At 34.4% G+C, this 17,587-nt stretch carries 18 protein-coding genes and 1 tRNA gene; 8 read left to right on the top strand and 11 right to left on the bottom strand.

What is annotated here, in order from left to right; genetic code table 11:
- The first annotated feature begins 104 nt into the window (after positions 1-104).
- The 4 genes from B0E44_RS13485 (at position 105) to B0E44_RS13470 (ending at position 4,187) form a co-directional block, all read left to right on the top strand.
- A complete protein-coding gene (locus B0E44_RS13485; protein ID WP_077376129.1) occupies positions 105-914 on the top strand; it encodes a LytTR family DNA-binding domain-containing protein in 810 nt (269 codons plus the stop codon).
- A 174-nt stretch (positions 915-1,088) separates the two neighbouring features.
- Positions 1,089-1,349, top strand: a complete 261-nt coding sequence (locus B0E44_RS13480; protein ID WP_077376126.1) for a hypothetical protein — start codon at positions 1,089-1,091, stop codon at positions 1,347-1,349.
- A gap of 97 nt (positions 1,350-1,446) precedes the next feature.
- Positions 1,447-3,492 (top strand): tetratricopeptide repeat protein, encoded by a 2,046-nt coding sequence (locus B0E44_RS13475; RefSeq protein ID WP_254423297.1) that lies wholly within the window; start codon positions 1,447-1,449, stop codon positions 3,490-3,492.
- Positions 3,492-4,187, top strand: a complete 696-nt coding sequence (locus tag B0E44_RS13470; protein ID WP_077376120.1) for a response regulator — start codon at positions 3,492-3,494, stop codon at positions 4,185-4,187. Before B0E44_RS13475 ends, B0E44_RS13470 begins: the two co-directional genes overlap by 1 nt.
- A 69-nt stretch (positions 4,188-4,256) precedes the next feature.
- Here B0E44_RS13470 and thiL read toward each other — a convergent pair whose 3' ends face one another.
- The 8 genes from thiL to pdxA form a co-directional block, all read right to left on the bottom strand.
- Positions 4,257-5,303, bottom strand: a complete 1,047-nt coding sequence (gene thiL / locus B0E44_RS13465; RefSeq protein WP_077376117.1) for a thiamine-phosphate kinase — start codon at positions 5,301-5,303, stop codon at positions 4,257-4,259.
- A 92-nt stretch (positions 5,304-5,395) separates the two neighbouring features.
- Positions 5,396-5,611: a hypothetical protein gene (locus B0E44_RS18615; RefSeq protein ID WP_124019334.1), complete on the bottom strand. Its 216-nt coding sequence runs from the start codon at positions 5,609-5,611 to the stop codon at positions 5,396-5,398.
- Positions 5,598-6,944 (bottom strand): acetyl-CoA carboxylase biotin carboxylase subunit, encoded by a 1,347-nt coding sequence (gene accC / locus B0E44_RS13460; protein WP_077376114.1) that lies wholly within the window; start codon positions 6,942-6,944, stop codon positions 5,598-5,600. Before accC ends, B0E44_RS18615 begins: the two co-directional genes overlap by 14 nt.
- Positions 6,945-7,033: 89 nt before the next feature.
- A complete protein-coding gene (gene accB / locus B0E44_RS13455; protein ID WP_077376111.1) occupies positions 7,034-7,513 on the bottom strand; it encodes an acetyl-CoA carboxylase biotin carboxyl carrier protein in 480 nt (159 codons plus the stop codon).
- 22 nt (positions 7,514-7,535) lie between these two features.
- Positions 7,536-8,534: a beta-ketoacyl-ACP synthase III gene (locus B0E44_RS13450; RefSeq protein WP_077376108.1), complete on the bottom strand. Its 999-nt coding sequence runs from the start codon at positions 8,532-8,534 to the stop codon at positions 7,536-7,538.
- 174 nt (positions 8,535-8,708) lie between these two features.
- Complete coding sequence (rpmF, locus tag B0E44_RS13445) at positions 8,709-8,903, bottom strand: 50S ribosomal protein L32 (protein ID WP_022828950.1); 195 nt, start codon at positions 8,901-8,903, stop codon at positions 8,709-8,711.
- A 9-nt stretch (positions 8,904-8,912) separates the two neighbouring features.
- Positions 8,913-9,464 carry a DUF177 domain-containing protein gene (locus B0E44_RS13440; protein ID WP_077376105.1) on the bottom strand — a complete coding sequence of 184 codons (552 nt, stop codon included), beginning with the start codon at positions 9,462-9,464 and terminating at the stop codon, positions 8,913-8,915.
- 84 nt (positions 9,465-9,548) lie between these two features.
- Entirely contained in the window at positions 9,549-10,598 is a 1,050-nt protein-coding gene (gene pdxA / locus B0E44_RS13435; protein WP_077376102.1) for a 4-hydroxythreonine-4-phosphate dehydrogenase PdxA, read from the bottom strand.
- Positions 10,599-10,656: 58 nt separating this feature from the next.
- Here pdxA and B0E44_RS13430 point away from each other — a divergent pair, with 58 nt between their 5' ends.
- A complete protein-coding gene (locus tag B0E44_RS13430; protein ID WP_077376099.1) occupies positions 10,657-11,244 on the top strand; it encodes a riboflavin synthase in 588 nt (195 codons plus the stop codon).
- A gap of 638 nt (positions 11,245-11,882) precedes the next feature.
- Here the strand turns inward: B0E44_RS13430 and B0E44_RS13420 are convergent.
- Both B0E44_RS13420 and mce read right to left on the bottom strand, forming a co-directional pair.
- Positions 11,883-11,956, bottom strand: a tRNA-Ile gene (locus B0E44_RS13420).
- 127 nt (positions 11,957-12,083) lie between these two features.
- Positions 12,084-12,485 (bottom strand): methylmalonyl-CoA epimerase, encoded by a 402-nt coding sequence (mce, locus tag B0E44_RS13415; RefSeq protein WP_077376138.1) that lies wholly within the window; start codon positions 12,483-12,485, stop codon positions 12,084-12,086.
- 251 nt (positions 12,486-12,736) lie between these two features.
- Here mce and rbfA point away from each other — a divergent pair, with 251 nt between their 5' ends.
- Together rbfA and B0E44_RS13405 are read left to right on the top strand one after the other, a co-directional pair.
- Positions 12,737-13,129 (top strand): 30S ribosome-binding factor RbfA, encoded by a 393-nt coding sequence (rbfA, locus tag B0E44_RS13410; protein WP_077376093.1) that lies wholly within the window; start codon positions 12,737-12,739, stop codon positions 13,127-13,129.
- A gap of 3 nt (positions 13,130-13,132) precedes the next feature.
- Entirely contained in the window at positions 13,133-14,332 is a 1,200-nt protein-coding gene (locus tag B0E44_RS13405) for an FtsX-like permease family protein (RefSeq protein WP_077376091.1), read from the top strand.
- A 75-nt stretch (positions 14,333-14,407) separates the two neighbouring features.
- Here B0E44_RS13405 and dusB read toward each other — a convergent pair whose 3' ends face one another.
- Complete coding sequence (dusB, locus tag B0E44_RS13400; RefSeq protein ID WP_077376088.1) at positions 14,408-15,400, bottom strand: tRNA dihydrouridine synthase DusB; 993 nt, start codon at positions 15,398-15,400, stop codon at positions 14,408-14,410.
- 299 nt (positions 15,401-15,699) lie between these two features.
- Here dusB and lepA point away from each other — a divergent pair, with 299 nt between their 5' ends.
- Positions 15,700-17,496, top strand: coding sequence for a translation elongation factor 4 (gene lepA / locus B0E44_RS13395; protein WP_077376135.1), 1,797 nt, complete (start codon positions 15,700-15,702; stop codon positions 17,494-17,496).
- The last annotated feature ends 91 nt before the right edge of the window (positions 17,497-17,587 follow it).

Below are 17,587 nucleotides of genomic sequence, written 5' to 3'. Positions count from 1 at the left end.
TTTTTATTCCAATTATTCTATTCTTTTTGGAGCATCTTTTAAAATAAGAAAGTCATAAATTTAAAAAAGAACAAAAATTGAGCATTAAAATTAAGTTTTAAAAAATGAATTACACCTACATTATTATAGATGACGATCCAGAAAGCGTTTTGAAAACAAAGGCAATTGCCAGTGAATTTTCGGAATTAAATTTTCTTGCTTCCGCTGATAATTATGCAGACGGCGTAAATCTAATTTTAGAGCATATGCCTAAACTCATCTTCTTGGAAATAGATCCAATCGATAAGAACAGCAATCTCTCCTTACAATTAATCAATGGATTAATGATGTATTTAAAAGAATTACCAAAAATTGTCATTACTACCAAGAAAAAAGATTTTGCTTTCGATTGTATCAAATACGAAGTCATCGATTATTTATTGAAACCCTTATTAGTTATCGATTTTGTAAAATTGATTCATAAATTGAATAAAATAAACACAGAAGACGAAGTTGTTCTTGTCCAAAATCCAAATGCCAAAGAAAAACGAAATCTTGAAAATTTAGAATTAAAAAGCAATAAAAAATCATTTATCTTATGTGTCAAATCTTATGGAGACCATAGGTACATTGATTCTGACGAAATATGTTATTTTCAAGCCGATAATAACTCTACGGATATTCATTTAAAAAATGGCGAAATGATAACGGCTTTCAAAACATTGAAACATTTTGAAACCGTCTTAACCAATCCGTTTATACGAATCCACAATAGTTATATAGTAAATCGTAATTTTATTTCTAGAATCCACACGGGGAATTCTTTGTGTTACATTAAGAAAACTACAATAAAACTTCCATTCTCGAAGTCTTACAAAACCAATATTGACTTTATAATTAGTGAATTTGCAAATGAAAATTACATCGAAACCTAAGAAATAGACGTTCACCCTGAATTACTATCCATTCACTATCAAACGAATACCTTCTACCATAAACGCCTTTTTTTGAATTGATTATTGCGGCTTCCTGTTTAGTTTTACAAATGAATTCCAATGCAAACGGAATCAAAAGCGTAAAAAAAAACAACAACATAAAGCCTCAAAATCATGAAAAAAGCAATTTTAACTATCGGATTATTTACATTAGTATTGGCAACAACTTCATTTGCTTCTCCAAAAAGCACAACATCTTCAATCATTGACTATTCTGTAAATACACCAATCGATGGGAATGGAGGTCAAGATACCGGTAGAGATAAAAAATTAGATATCATTGGTAATACATCAAAAAACGAAAGCATCAATCAACTATCTGAAATTGACGGGAATGGAGGCCAAGACACAGGGAGAGATAGAAAATTAGACTAAAATTGATTTCATCAACGCAATAAAGGCTGTCATTTACTTGGCAGCCTTTTTTTATATGAAAAGTTTTAGTATTTTTGATTCAACTCAAATCCTACTGTTGAATAAAATTAACTACATACTAATCTTTTCTTTGTTTATTTTCTTTGGTTGTACCAAGAATAAAATAGCCATTCAAACTACAAACATCTCCCAAGATAGCCTTTCTACCTATCTAACTTTGGCTAATGATGACCGTTTGCCTTTTGCCTACAAAAAAAAATACAATCAAAAAGCATTGGCAATTATTATGAGTCAAAAAGACGATTCGATTAATAAAGTCAATCTTTTTAAGGTGGCCAATCGGTATTACAACATGAAAGATTGGCAAGGTTATTTTGATGCATCAAAACTCATCTTGGATCGCTCAAAAAAAAACAATGATTCTGTTAACATGGCCAAAGCCTATACTTATCTAGGAGATTATTACGGAGCAAAAGCAATTTCAGACAGTGCCTATTTTAATTATTTTAAAGCAGAAAAATTATATCTTCATCTTAACGACAATTACAATCTAGCCAAAACACGAATTGGTAAAGCTAATTTACAATACAATGAGAACGATTACTTCAACTGCGAAATAGCTGTTTTTAAAGCATTGAAAGTCCTAAAAGGAATAAATGCCGATGAATTGCTTTACGAAGCGTATAACCTTTTAGGGATTTTATACAATGAACGGGAAGAATATGACAGAGCTTTAGAATACCATAACAAAGCGTTGGCCATTATTGACAACCAATCTTTTTCATCAGTTTTGCAATTTAAAGCATCCTCCTTAAACAATATGGGTTATGTGTATTTGAACTTAAAAAATTACCAACAAGCAAAAAGTAATTTTGAAAAAGGGCTACAACAAGAAAATTTATTTGTAAATAAACCCAAATTATATGCAATGTTATTGGATAATTTAGCCTATTCTAAATTTAAACTTAAAGAATCAGAAGGGCTTCCTGAACAATTCTATAGAGCGCTTAAAATTAGGGATAGTTTACACCTTACATCAGGGGTCATCATCAACAAAACCCATTTGTCTGAATATTTTGCTTCCAAAAATGACACTTTAAGAGCTATTCAGTATTCCAAACAAGCACTTACACTTTCCCGTAGCACTAATCGATTAAGAAGTGTACTGGAAACCCTCAAACAAATGGAAACGGTAGACCCTAAAAACGCATCCAAATATTCTAAAGAATACATTCAAATCAATGATCGTTTGCAAAAGGCTGAACGTAAAATGGGTGAAAAATTCTCCAGAATAGAATATGAAACCGATGAAATAAAAGTTGAGAATACGAATCTTGAAGGTCAAAATAAGAAACTTTTGTTAATTTTTGGTTCTTTCATAATCTTGGCAATATTATTGTATACCATTAAACTTCAAAAAGTTAAACAACGCGAACTGTTGTTCAAACAACAGCAGCAGCAAGCGAATGCCGAGATTTATAATTTATTAATCAATCAACAAAACACTATTGAAATCAATAGTATTAAAGAGAAAAAAAGAGTAGCAAGGGAATTGCACGATGGTGTGCTGGGCAGAATGTTTGGTGTTCGAATCAATTTGGATAGTTTAAACAAAATCAAAGACGATTCAGGTATTGAAAGAAGACTAAACTATCTTACTGAACTCAAAAATATTGAACAAGATATTCGGGAAATTTCACATAACTTGAATAGAGAAAAATCAGAATTAATTAATAACTTCGTCGCCATAGTTGCTAATTTATTTGAAGAACAGAAAAAAACATATAGTTCAAAGTTTCTTGCCCATATTGACCCTGCAATAAAATGGGATTATATTGACAATACCGTAAAAATTAATATATACCGAATTCTTCAAGAGTCTCTTCAAAATTGTAATAAATATGCTAAGGCCACCAAAATAAAAGTGGAATTTAAAAAGCAAAATGACAATTTAATACTGAAAATTAGCGATGATGGTGTAGGATTTAATATCAACCGAGCAAAAAAAGGGATTGGCCTACAAAATATAAAAACGAGAACTGTTGAATGTGAAGGAACCCTCGAAATAAAATCAAAAAAAGAAGAAGGAACTACCATAATAATAGCAATTCCAATTAAAAAAACACAAAAAACTACAACGTAATGATAGTGGATTCAAAAGTGGAAAAATTAATCAAAAAAAACATTTTAATAGTAGACGACCATCCCTTTATAATTGACGGATATAAAAACGCCATTACTCGTTACAAACCTGATATTTATGAATACTCATTTACACAAGGTAAGGACTGCGAGACAGGTTATAACATTATTACAAATCCAGAAACCCTTCCTTTTGACGTTGCTTTTTTAGATATCAGCATGCCTGCTTTTGAAGAAAAAGGAATTATTTCTGGTGAGGATTTAGCTAAATTAATTATGGAATTGATGCCCAATTGCAAAATTATTCTGCTAACCATGTATACTGAATTACTCAAAATAAAAAATATAATTGAGACTATAAATCCTGCTGGATTGGTTATAAAAAATGATTTAACATTTGACGAACTGCTTTTTGGCTTTGACATCATTTTGAAAGACGAAATATACTATAGTCACTCTGTCATTAAGATGGCTGATCAAATTAATAATGATTTTGAAGGTATTGATCAATTTGACAAATTAATTTTATTCCATATTTCTAAAGGGACAAAAACCAAAGATATTCCGCAATACATCCCTATTTCACTACATGCTATAGAAAGCAGAAAAGTAAATCTAAAAGAGCTCTTTAAAGTTGAAGACGGAAGTGATATTGATTTAATTCGGGAAGCAAAAGTTAGAGGGATTATCTTTTAACAACTCCTCAAAACAAAAAAAAAGCGACACACTAGAATGTCGCTTTTTCTTTTTAAAACATTTCATCAATTATTCGCTTATTGCATCCCAACCCCTAGCCTTTAAAGGGATTTTTGTATTGGCACGAGTAACAAGATGCACTCCTTCACTCTTCTGGGTCATGTGCCCAATAATGCTAAAATTTGGATTTCCCTTTATTTTTTCGAAATCTTCCATCGCAATTGTAAAGAGCAATTCGTAATCCTCACCACCGTTGATGGCAACTGTTGTGCTATCAATATTAAATTCTTCGCAAACATTGATAAATTGAGGATCTATAGGCAATTTGTCTTCATACAGATTACAACCGACACCTGACTGTTTGCACAAATGCATAATCTCTGAAGACAATCCATCGGAAATATCTATCATTGAAGTGGGTTTAATTTCCAATGCGTGCAATAAAGTACGAACATCTTTTCGGGCTTCCGGCTTCAATTGGCGTTCAATCAAATAGGTATAAGCATCCAAATCGGGTTGTGAATTTGGATTGACTTGAAAAACTTGTTTCTCTCTTTCCAATACCTGCAATCCCATATAAGCTGCTCCAATATCGCCTGTGACTACTAATAAATCAGTTTGTTTTGCACCGTTTCTATAAACAATCTCGTTTTCATCTGCCTCACCAAGTGCAGTAACACTAATGATTAATCCTTTTTGGGAAGAAGTCGTATCGCCACCGATTACATCCACTTTGTACTCCTGAGCGGCATGGGCAATTCCTTCATACAATTCTTCTAATGCCTCTAATGGAAAACGATTAGATACAGCTATAGAAACCGTGATTTGAGTTGGTCGGGCATTCATTGCGCAAATATCAGATAGATTCACCACGACGGATTTATACCCTAAATGTTTTAGAGGCATATAAGCCAAATCGAAATGTACACCTTCAATCAATAAATCAGTTGAAACAACTACTTTTTTTTCTTTGAAATCCAATACGGCTGCGTCGTCACCAATTCCTTTTAATGTAGAAGATTGGGTGATCTCGAAGTTTTTTGTTAAATGGTCTATCAAACCAAATTCTCCTAATTGCGCTATGCTGGTACGTTGTGGGTTTTTATCTTCAATCATTTTGTTTGTTTATTGCTGTTTTGGTTTTACCAAGATAGCAAAGGTACGAAGTTGGCCATTTAATAACTATAAATAAAAGAAGAAAGGAAGTTTTAACAAACGGATTTCAAACGAGCGTCATTTGGGAAAAATAATTGGTTTTCTATACAAATGGTTTTGCAAACGCATGAAGGATAGGAGCTGGCTACCAAAGTAGTCGGATAACCCGACAGCAGCCAGGTAAAATGGCGTTGTGGTTTAAAATCCAAAAAAAATCCCATTCGGTTAGGAATGGGACTTGATATTTGAATTAATTTATTCGGGGTCATTCATTTTGAAAGTATCCATGAAGGCTGTGGTGTAATCCCCTGCGATGTATCTAGCATCATCCATCAACTGTCTGTGGAATGGAATGGTTGTTTTGATACCTTCAATTACGAATTCGTCTAATGCTCTTCTCATTTTACTAATAGCTTCTTCACGAGTTTGGGCTGTAGTAATTAATTTAGCAATCATCGAATCGTAATTTGGCGGAATAGTATAACCTGAATAAACATGAGTATCTAAACGTACTCCGTGACCTCCTGGCATGTGTAATGTAGTAATTTTTCCTGGAGACGGTCTGAAGTCGTTATAAGGATCCTCAGCATTGATACGGCATTCGATAGCATGTAATTGAGGAAGATAGTTTCTTCCAGAAATTGGCACACCAGCTGCTACTAAGATTTGCTCACGGATTAAGTCATAATCAACAACTTGTTCCGTAATAGGGTGCTCTACTTGGATACGAGTATTCATTTCCATAAAGTAGAAGTTTCTGTGTTTGTCCACCAAAAACTCAACAGTTCCAGCACCTTCGTATTTTATGTATTCTGCTGCTTTTACAGCTGCTTCACCCATTTTGTTACGCAATTCTTCGGTCATAAAAGGAGAAGGAGTTTCTTCAGTCAATTTTTGGTGACGACGTTGAACAGAACAGTCTCTTTCAGATAGGTGACATGCTTTACCGTATGAATCACCAACAACTTGAATTTCGATATGACGTGGCTCTTCAATTAATTTTTCAAGATACATACCGTCGTTTCCGAAAGCGGCAGCTGATTCTTGACGTGCACCTTCCCATGCTTTCAGTAAATCTTCTGGAGCCCAAACAGCTCTCATTCCTTTACCTCCACCACCGGCAGTTGCTTTTAACATTACAGGATATCCAAATTTATCGGCTAATTCAGCAGCTTGTTCAAAAGATTCTAAGATTCCGACTGAACCTGGTACACAAGGAACTCCAGCTTCAATCATCGTAGCTTTTGCAGAAGCTTTATCACCCATTCTGTCAATCATATCTGGAGACGCACCGATGAATTTTATATTGTGTTCTTGACAAATTTTAGAAAATTTTGCATTTTCAGAAAGGAACCCGTAACCAGGATGAATTGCGTCTGCGTTTGTAATTTCGGCAGCAGCAATAATATTGGACATCTTTAAATAAGACAGGTTACTTGGAGGTGGTCCTATACAAACGGCTTCGTCGGCAAATTTCACGTGTAAGCTTTCGGCATCTGCAGTAGAATAAACGGCTACTGTCTTGATACCCATTTCTCTACAAGTTCTGATGACACGAAGTGCTATCTCTCCTCTATTTGCTATTAGTATTTTTTTAAACATCTTCTTGAAATTGTAAATTATAAATTATAAATTTTAAATTACTTTGAATGAGATAAATTCACCATTCAAAATTCATCATTCAAAATTTCTTATGATGGATCTACTAAGAATAAAGGTTGGTCAAATTCTACTGGAGACATATCATCAACCAATATTTTTACAATTTTACCAGATATTTCAGATTCAATTTCATTGAATAATTTCATGGCTTCAATAACACAAAGAACATCTCCTTTTGCAATAGATTTACCAACTTCTACAAACATTGGTTTGTCTGGAGCAGGTTTTCTGTAAAAAGTACCAATAATTGGCGATTTTATTGTGATATAGTGAGCGTCTTGTGCGACTGGTGCTTCTGGAGCAGCAGTAACTGGAGCTATTTGTTGTGGAGCGGCAGCTTGAGGAAGAGCGTTTTGAACAGGTAATTGTTGAACATAAGTTGCTTCGGTAACGTTTCCTTCTAAAGTAGTTCTGATGGTGATTTTAACATCATCCATTTCTAATTTTACTTCTGCAACACCTGAATTTGCTACAAATTTGATTAGATTTTGAATTTCTTTTAAATCCATAATTATTTCTTTTTAGTTTATTTTATTTTTTATCGTAAGCCCAAGTTAGGTAAATGGATCCCCAAGTAAAACCGCCGCCAAAAGCAGCAAAAATTATAGTGTCCCCTTTTTTGAAAACGTGTTCAAAATCGTATAATACTAATGGTAATGTTGCCGAAGTAGTATTTCCGTATTTTTCAATATTCATCAATACTTTATCATCTTCTAAGTTCATTCTATGAGCTGTAGCGTCAATAATACGTTTGTTAGCTTGATGTGGTACTAACCAGTTTACATCTTCATTAGTCAAATTGTTTCTTTTAAGAATCAATTCACTTGCATCAGCCATATTGGTAACTGCATATTTAAAAACAGTTTTACCATCTTGAATGATATTATGCTTATTGTCATTTACCGTTTCCATACTAGTTGGAAGAATAGAACCTCCAGCTGGAATTTTCAAGAAATCACGACCAACACCATCACTTCGTAAATATTCATCTTGTAAACCGTAACCGTCATAATTTGGTTCAAATAAAACAGCTCCTGCACCATCTCCAAAAATAATACACGTTGATCTATCTTTATAATCTACAATTGAAGACATTTTATCTGCACCAATAAGCAGTACTTTTTTGTATCGCCCAGATTGAATGTAAGCAGCGGCTGTTGACATTCCGTAAAGGAAGCTAGAACAAGCGGCTTGTAAGTCGTATGCAAAAGCATTTGTAGCGCCAATTGCAGTTGCTACATATACTCCAGTAGAAGCTACTGGCATATCTGCAGTTGCCGTTGCCATTAAAATTAAATCTATTTCAAGAGGGTCAATGTTTGCTTTTGCTATTAAATCTTCTGCAGCTTTTATAGCAAGGAAAGAAGTTCCTTTATCGGCATCTTTTAGTATTCTTCTTTCTTTAATTCCGGTGCGTGTGGTTATCCATTCATCATTTGTATCGACCATAGTTTCGAGAACTTTGTTGGAAAGAACAAAGTCTGGAACATAACCTCCAACTGCGGTAATTGCGGCTGTAATTGTACTCATTATATGCGATTATTTATTGCCAAATGTTGCCATTTGCAAAATTTTTAAAAGTCTCTAAAATTACAATAAAAAAACCAAACTAATTGTTTTAAGTTTTTCTTATTTGAGGGAAATTATAAACAACAAAAAAAACTCTCACGAAGTGAGAGTTCTAGTATTATTTACAAAAACGTATTAAGCAAGAGCTACAGATTTATCTATAACAACTTGTCCTCTGTAGTACATTTTTCCTTCATGCCAGTAAGCTCTGTGGTATAAATGTGCTTCTCCAGTAATAGGACATGTAGCGATTTGAGCTACAGTAGCTTTGTAATGTGTTCTTCTTTTGTCTCTTCTAGTTTTCGAGATTTTTCTCTTTGGATGTGCCATTTTACTATATTATTTATCCGTTAATAGTTGCTTTAATTTGTCCCAGCGCGGGTCTATATTCTCTTCTTCCTTTTCTTCTTTGTTTTTCTTTGTTTGTTCTTCAATTGCTAATTCTTTCAGTTTTGTCAAAGCTTCTGTTTTTAGACTTCCATCTTTTATTCCTGGATGTACCCTTCTTAGTGGTATTGAAAGTACAATCATCTCATATATATACTGAGCGATGTCTATTTCAAACTCCCCAAAAGGCAATATTAGCAATTCTTCATTGTCGTTATTGAATGTCTCCCCAAATCGAACAATAAGTTTCAATTTTCCCTTTACAGGCAAATCAAAATCTTCACTTGTAAGATCGCAAGGAACATTAATAATTCCCTTATGTTTGAAATCAATTTCAAGCAGGTTGCTTTTTTTGTCTAAAACTACATTTACTTTGATATCTGAATTTTGAAATTCGTTATAATCAAAGATTTCAAAGAACGCATTATTTATTTGATACTCAAATTTGTGTTTCCCTAGCTTCAATCCTACGAAAGGAATTACATATTCTTTTGTCTTGCTCATTTCAACAACAATTTGCCCTAAACTTCGGGAGTGCAAAGATATAAAATAATTGGAAATCTAATAATGTTATTCACCTTTTTTTGTTTATAACTGTTTTTCTTTTGTTTTTAAAGGCTTCTGGCTGATTTCTGCATATTGATTTCTTGAATTATATACGTCAATCGCAAGATAAACAGCCTCTTTGAAAGAATTATAATCGGCTTTATTTTTTCCAGCAATATCATAAGCAGTTCCGTGATCTGGAGAAGTTCTTATTTTATTTAGACCTGCTGTATAGTTTACGCCATTTCCAAAAGATAATGTTTTGAAAGGAATTAAACCTTGATCGTGATAGGCAGCAATAACAGCGTCGTATTTTTCGTATTGATTGCTTCCAAAGAAACCGTCTGCAGGAAAAGGTCCAAAAACCAAAGTGCCTTTTTCGAATAATTTTTTCAATGCTGGTTTCAATACAGTATCATCTTCAGTTCCAATAACTCCACCATCACCACAATGCGGATTAAGTCCTAAGACTGCAATTTTAGGCTTGTTGATACTGAAATCCTGTATTAGAGTTTGGTTGATAGTTTTTATTTTCTTAAAAATTAGCTCTTCGGTTAAATGCGAAGCCACTTCATTCAACGGGATATGATCCGTTAATAATCCAACCCTTAAATTGTCTTGAACCATTAGCATCAATGCATCGCCTTCTAATTCTTGGTCTAAATAATCAGTATGCCCTGGGAATTTAAACGAATCCGATTGAATGTTGTATTTGTTTATAGGCGCAGTGACTAATACGTCTATGTCGCCTTCTTTTAAAGCTTTGGTTGCAGCAACAAATGATTTGATAGCGTATTCACCTACTTTTTCGTCGTTTGTTCCAAGGCTTAAATCGATTCCTTCTCTCCAAAGATTGAACACATTGACTTTACCTATGACAATTTGATCCAGTTTGTCTATCCCTTGTAAAGCGACTGTGGATTCAAAATTCTTTCTGATAAACGAAAGTATTTTTACATTGGCAAAAATAACCGGGGTACACAATTCTAACATTCGAGAATCTTCGAATGTTTTCAGAATGACTTCGCTTCCAATACCGTTTAAATCTCCTATTGAAATCCCTACGATTATATTTTCTGCTTTTTTCATAATGTCCTCTAGTTATTTATTGCTAATTTTGAAGTGCAAATTTAGTAAAATAAAATAAGAAATGTTTACAGGAATTATTGAAACACTTGGGATTGTCCAAGAAGTTAAGAAAGAGCAAGATAATATTCACATCACGATAGATTCGACATTGGCCAATGAATTAAAAATTGACCAAAGCGTAGCTCATAACGGAATATGCCTAACGGTTGTTGCTATCTCTGGAAATCATTATACGGTAACTGCTATTGGCGAAACAATTAAAAAGACTAATATTTCAAATTGGAAAGTTGGCGACAGCGTGAATTTAGAAAGAGCCATGAAGCTAGGAGATCGTTTAGATGGACATATCGTGCAAGGTCATGTTGACCAAATAGGAACTTGTATTTCGATTCAAGAAACTAATGGAAGTTGGTTTTACACTTTTGAGTATGACTCATCATTGCAAAACATTACAATAGAAAAAGGTTCTATTACAATAAATGGCGTTAGCTTGACTGTGGTAAATTCAGGTAAAAGCAATTTCAGTGTAGCAATTATTCCTTATACGTATGAACACACTAATTTTAATTCGTTTATTATTGGAACCAAAGTGAATTTGGAATTTGATGTAATCGGGAAATACGTTTCTAGGTTGTATAGTCAGAAATAGACTGAGAAAAAATTTATTAAAACAAAAAAAAGGCCTTAAATAGGTCTTTTTTTATTTTGTTTGTATATGATATATGTGCCAAATATTACTCCTACTAATGCTAATTGAATTATGTTTTGATCTATAGGCAAGTCAGGAGGCGTAGGGGCTCTTTGTGTTGGAGCAGGTGGTGCGCAATAACTACTTACCCCTGTAAGAAGGAGTGAAATGCAGATAAAAAATTTATTTTTGATAATTTTCATAAATTTATAAAAAGTAATAAATCAACTTTACTAAATAATAAAAAGAACTTTTTGATTTAAAACTCCTAACACTATAATAATTAATGCCGCGAAGTTATGGATATATTATCTGAAGGGCAAATGATAATTCTATAAAATGAATTTTTTAACGCTAAAATTAACTTTTTTGAATTAAAGCTAATCTAATACTTACAAATTAAACAAGATAGGCCTTGTTTGTAACCTTGGGGTGATTACTACAACTAAGTTAATGTTTTTTTTATACATATGATATTTCCCAATCGGGATTACGATGAATTGCGCCTTTTTTTAGTTAAAGTGTATAAAAAGAGAACTTTGTTGTGATTTTAAAAAAAAGAAACCTCTCAATATCAGTTGATATGAGAGGTTTTTCTGTGGTCCCACCTGGGCTCGAACCAGGGACCACCTGATTATGAGTCAGGTGCTCTAACCAGCTGAGCTATAGGACCGGTTAAGAGTTTGCAATATTACTACAATTATTTTATTGTCACAAGTATTTTTTGGGTAGATTTTCGAATAATTTAGTCAATAGAAGGAATCGGTTTTGAAAAGAACTGATTATGAATTGACTAATTTTTATTTTATTTCTTGGCATAATTCAATTAATACACCATTGGTCCCTTTTGGATGCAAAAAAGCGACCAATTTATTATCGGCTCCTTTTTTTGGGGTTTCGTTTAGGACTGTGAATCCTTCTGATTTGAGTCGTTCGATTTCGGAAAGAATGTCTTCAACATCAAAAGCGATGTGGTGAATTCCTTCTCCTTTTTTTTCGAGGAACTTGGCAATTGGGCTTTCGGGATTGGTGGCTTCAAGGAGTTCTATTTTGTTGGGGCCGTTCATGAAAAAAGATGTTTTTACCCCTTCACTGGCGACTTCTTCCTGTTTATAGGCGGGCGCGCCAAATAGTTTTTCGAATAACAAATTGGATACTTCAAGGTTTTTGACTGCGATGCCAATGTGTTCTATTTTTCTCATTATATATAGTATGTTTTTTGTTTTCTGAATTTGTTCCAATAAAGAACTATTGCTTCTCTTTAGCCCTGATGGAAGCGGCATCCTTTTTATCTCGTCTTTTTTGACGAGATAAAAAGATATAGCGGACAGCAGGAATTTTGTCTCCTGAACAAGCCTAATTTTCTGCTCCTAAATCATAAAACAAATATAAAAAACTTTATGAGTTAATGACTTTGTAAGGTTGTCTCTCAAAAAAATAGTATTTTTGCAACATGGAAACAAATAGACAGAAAAAAATAGGCGGGGTTATCCAAAAAGATTTGGTTGATATTTTGCAGGGTGAAGTGAGAAAAAATGGAATTACAAATTTGATAATTTCAGTATCCAAGGTTACGGTGACTACAGATTTGTCTGTGGCGACGGTGCATTTAAGTGTTTTTCCTCAAGAAAAAGCAGCGGAAACGTTGGCAGGGATTAAAGCTAATTCGACTTTGATTAAGCACGATTTATCTCAAAGAGTACGTTTGCAATTGCGTAAAGTGCCTAATTTGGTTTTCTTTATTGATGATTCTTTGGATTATATCGAGAAGATTGACAATGCCTTGAAAAATCAAGAAAATCCGATAGAGAATAGAGATTTGTTGGACAAACGCAGATTTCAATAAAATTTGAATTTCCCTCTTTACATAGCCAAGCGGTATATTTTTAGCAAAAGCAAAAATAATGCTATCAATATCATTAATCGTATTGCTAGTATGGGGATTATTGTGGGAGCAATGGCATTGTTTGTCGTGCTCTCGGTTTTTTCGGGATTGAAGGAATTTAGTCTTTCGTTTACCAATGATATTGATCCCGATCTTAAAGTAAGCAGTACGCTTGGAAAATCTTTTTTTGTTGAACCAAAACAGGAAAAAGAGATTGCAGCAATTGAAGGGGTGGCTTCCTTTTCAAAGGTTATTGAAGAGCGAGTGTTGTTTACTTTTAATGGAAAACAAGAGGTTACTTATCTAAAAGGTGTTGATTCTACTTTTAACACCGTTAGCGATTATAATAAAAAACTGTATAATGGACAATGGCTGAAACCCGATACTTATCAGGTAGTTGTTGGATATGGTATTGCTCAAAAATTCTCGATGGGACTGCTGGATTACAATAATCCTTTTGAGGTTTTTGTTCCAAAACCCGGTAAGGGAGCTATTGAAAATCCTGCTCAAGCTTTTAATAAAACAGATGTTTTCCCGGTTGGAATTTATGCAATCAGTGAAGATTTAGATTCTAAATATGTGTTTGCCGATTTGGGTTTGGCACAGGAATTATTGGAATATAAAACTAATCAGGTTTCGGGTCTTGAAATTAAATTAAAACAAGGTGCTGATGAGAGAGCTGTTGTCGCGAAACTTCAATCCATTTTCAAAAATAAAATTACCGTAAAAAACAAGGAACAACTGAATGAAGCCTTGTATAAAATGCTGAACACTGAAAACATTGCGGTGTACTTAATCTTTACGTTGGTAATAGTTGTGGCGCTTTTTAACTTGATTGGAGCACTCATCATGATGATTTTGGATAAAAAAGGAAACCTAAAAACCCTTTTTAATCTAGGAACTGACATCAAGGATTTGCGTAACATATTCCTGCTTCAGGGAACCTTATTGAGCGTTTTTGGTGGAATTATTGGGTTATTATTGGGTGTTGTATTTGTATTATTACAACAGCAGTACCAATTGATTATGATAACTCCTACACTGGCTTATCCAGTGGTTTTTACATTGGAAAATGTAGGGATTGTTATGGCGACGATTATCACTCTTGGTTTTATTGCTTCGCTGATTGCGAGCAGTCGAGTTAGTAAGAAATTGTTGGAATAGAAAAAAAATCGCCACGAATTCCACTAATTTACACAAATTCATTCGTGATAATTAGTGCAATTCGTGCTTAAGCTTTTAAACAACCTCATATCCAGAATACGCCTCTTCAATCTCGTTCAAAACGGCAAATAATTCTTCGGGATGGTCTAGGGTTACCAGTTTTTGTTTGAAGGGTTTGAAAGAATGAATTCCTTTGAAATAATTGGTATAATGTGGTCTTGTTTCCACAATACCGAGTCTTTCTCCTTTCCATTCCATTGCCCAAGTGAGGTGATTTCGCACTGCTTCTACCCTATCGGCAACGGTAGGTTTTGCCAAATGTTCTCCTGTTTTGAAGTAATGTTTGATTTCGTTGAAAATCCAAGGATAACCAATGGCAGCACGACCTATCATTATTCCGTCGATGCCGTATTCGTTTTTATAATGCAATGCTTTTTCGGGAGAATCAATATCTCCGTTACCAAAAATGGGCATTGTGATTCTTGGGTTGTTTTTGACGCGGGCAATATGCGACCAGTCAGAATGACCTTTATACATTTGTGCGCGGGTTCTGGCGTGGATGCTCAAAGCGGCAACACCAATATCCTGCAAACGCTCTGCAACTTCATCTATATTTATGGAATTATCATCCCATCCTAAACGGGTTTTTACGGTAACAGGCAAATGCGTGCTGTCGATAACGGCTTGAGTCAAACGAATCATTAAATCTACGTCTTTTAAAACTCCGGCACCTGCACCTTTACAAACAACTTTTTTGACTGGACAGCCAAAATTAATATCTATTAAATCTGGGTTTACGGTAGAAACGATTTTAGAGGATAAAGCCATTGCTTCTTCGTCTCCACCAAAAATCTGGATTCCTACGGGTCTTTCGTAATCGAAGATATCTAATTTCATTCGGCTTTTGATGGCGTCGCGGATTAGGCCTTCGGAAGAAATAAATTCGGAGTACATTAAGTCGGCGCCATGCTGTTTGCACAATCTGCGGAAAGGAGGGTCACTCACATCTTCCATAGGTGCTAACAATAGTGGAAATTCGGGTAATATAATGTTGCCAATCTTAATCATCGTCCTTAAATTTTTTGCAAAATTACATCTTTTAAGCGAAAGGATAAAAAACTTAATGACATTAGATAACTAAGAAGATGATTTTGAATAATTTGCTAACTAATTAAAGGGTATATGTATTACAATTTGAAAAGACTTTGGGTAAATGCTTGAGTTTCCTATTTTGAAACTTTGAAACTGTTGAATTTAGAGTATATTTGCAGATTAATTGTCGCTTTACGGCGTTTGCGTGAGATTTGAGATTAAGAGGAGAACAGCCAGTGGCTGTTCGGAATAATAAAAGTTACACATCATTATACATGAAACATATTAGGAATTTTTGCATTATTGCACATATTGATCACGGAAAAAGTACATTAGCGGATCGATTATTGGGGGCAACCCAAACAGTAACGGCTCGTGAAGAAAAAGCGCAATTACTGGACAATATGGACTTGGAGCGTGAACGTGGTATCACGATCAAGAGTCATGCAATCCAAATGGAATATACATATAAAGGGGAAGAATATATCTTGAACCTGATCGATACTCCGGGACACGTAGATTTCTCCTATGAAGTTTCGCGTTCTATTGCGGCTTGCGAAGGTGCATTGCTGATTGTGGATGCGGCACAAAGCATTCAGGCACAAACGATTTCTAACTTGTATTTGGCTCTAGAAAACGACTTGGAAATTATTCCAGTTTTGAATAAAGTAGATTTGCCAAGTGCCAATCCAGAGGAAGTAAGTGATGATATTATTGACTTGCTTGGATGTAAATTGGAAGATATTATCCATGCTTCTGGGAAAACTGGTTTTGGTGTAGAAAATATATTGGCTGCAATTATTGAAAAAATTCCAGCTCCAAAAGGAGTAAAAGATGAACCTCTTCAGGCTTTGATATTTGATTCGCACTACAATCCGTTTCGTGGTATTGAAGTAATTTTCCGTGTGAAAAACGGGGAAATAAAGAAAGGCCAAAAAATTAAATTTATGGCTACTGGCAATGAATATTTTGCCGATGAAGTTGGGACTTTGAAATTGAATCAAGTTCCTAAAAATGTGATTTCGACAGGAGATGTTGGGTATTTGATTTCGGGAATTAAAGAAGCCAAAGAAGTAAAAGTAGGAGATACGATTACCGATGCCAAAACGCCTACAACGAATATGATTACTGGTTTTGAGGATGTAAAACCAATGGTATTTGCCGGGATTTATCCTGTAGATACTGAGGATTACGAGGATTTGCGTGCTTCGATGGAAAAATTACAATTGAACGATGCTTCGTTAGTATTTTTACCCGAAAGTTCAGCAGCTCTAGGATTTGGTTTCCGTTGTGGATTCTTGGGAATGTTACACATGGAAATCATCCAGGAACGTTTGGAACGTGAATTTGATATGACCGTAATTACTACGGTTCCGAACGTTTCGTATTTGGCTTACACCAAAAAAGATCCAGATACTGCATTTGTAATTAACAATCCTTCGGATTTACCAGAACCATCAAGATTAGACCGCGTTGAAGAGCCTTTTATAAAAGCTACTATTATCACGAAAGCTGATTTCGTTGGAAACGTAATGAGTTTATGTATCGAAAAACGAGGAGTTATTACTAATCAGACGTATTTAACAACTGAGCGAGTTGAGCTAAATTTCGATATGCCATTGGCCGAAATTGTATTCGATTTTTACGATAGATTAAAAACGGTTTCAAAAGGATATGCTTCATTTGATTACTCGCCAATTGGAATGCGTACTTCAAAATTAGTTCGTTTGGATGTTTTATTGAATGCACAGTCTGTGGATGCACTTTCCGCCTTAATTCACGAAAGCAATGCTTATAACATTGGTAAAAAAATGTGTGAGAAATTGCGTGAATTGATTCCAAGACAACAATTTGATATTCCGATTCAAGCAGCAATTGGTGCTAAAATCATTGCCCGTGAAACGATAAAAGCGTTGCGTAAAGACGTTACCGCCAAATGTTATGGTGGGGATATTTCCCGTAAACGTAAATTATTGGAGAAACAGAAAAAAGGTAAAAAACGTATGAGACTGGTTGGAAATGTTGAAATTCCGCAAGAAGCGTTTATGGCTGTTTTGAAATTGAACGACTAGATTTTTTTTCTAGAGAATAGAAGAAAGAGTAATGAATATAGAGAGAACCTGATGATGCAAAAATTGTCAGGTTTTTTTTTTGCTGCAACTT

The organism is Flavobacterium sp. A45, from assembly GCF_002001005.1.
Taxonomy (GTDB): Bacteria; Bacteroidota; Bacteroidia; order Flavobacteriales; family Flavobacteriaceae; genus Flavobacterium.
The sequence above is the reverse complement of the archived record's forward strand: the minus strand, read 5'-3'. Positions and strand labels throughout refer to the sequence as shown.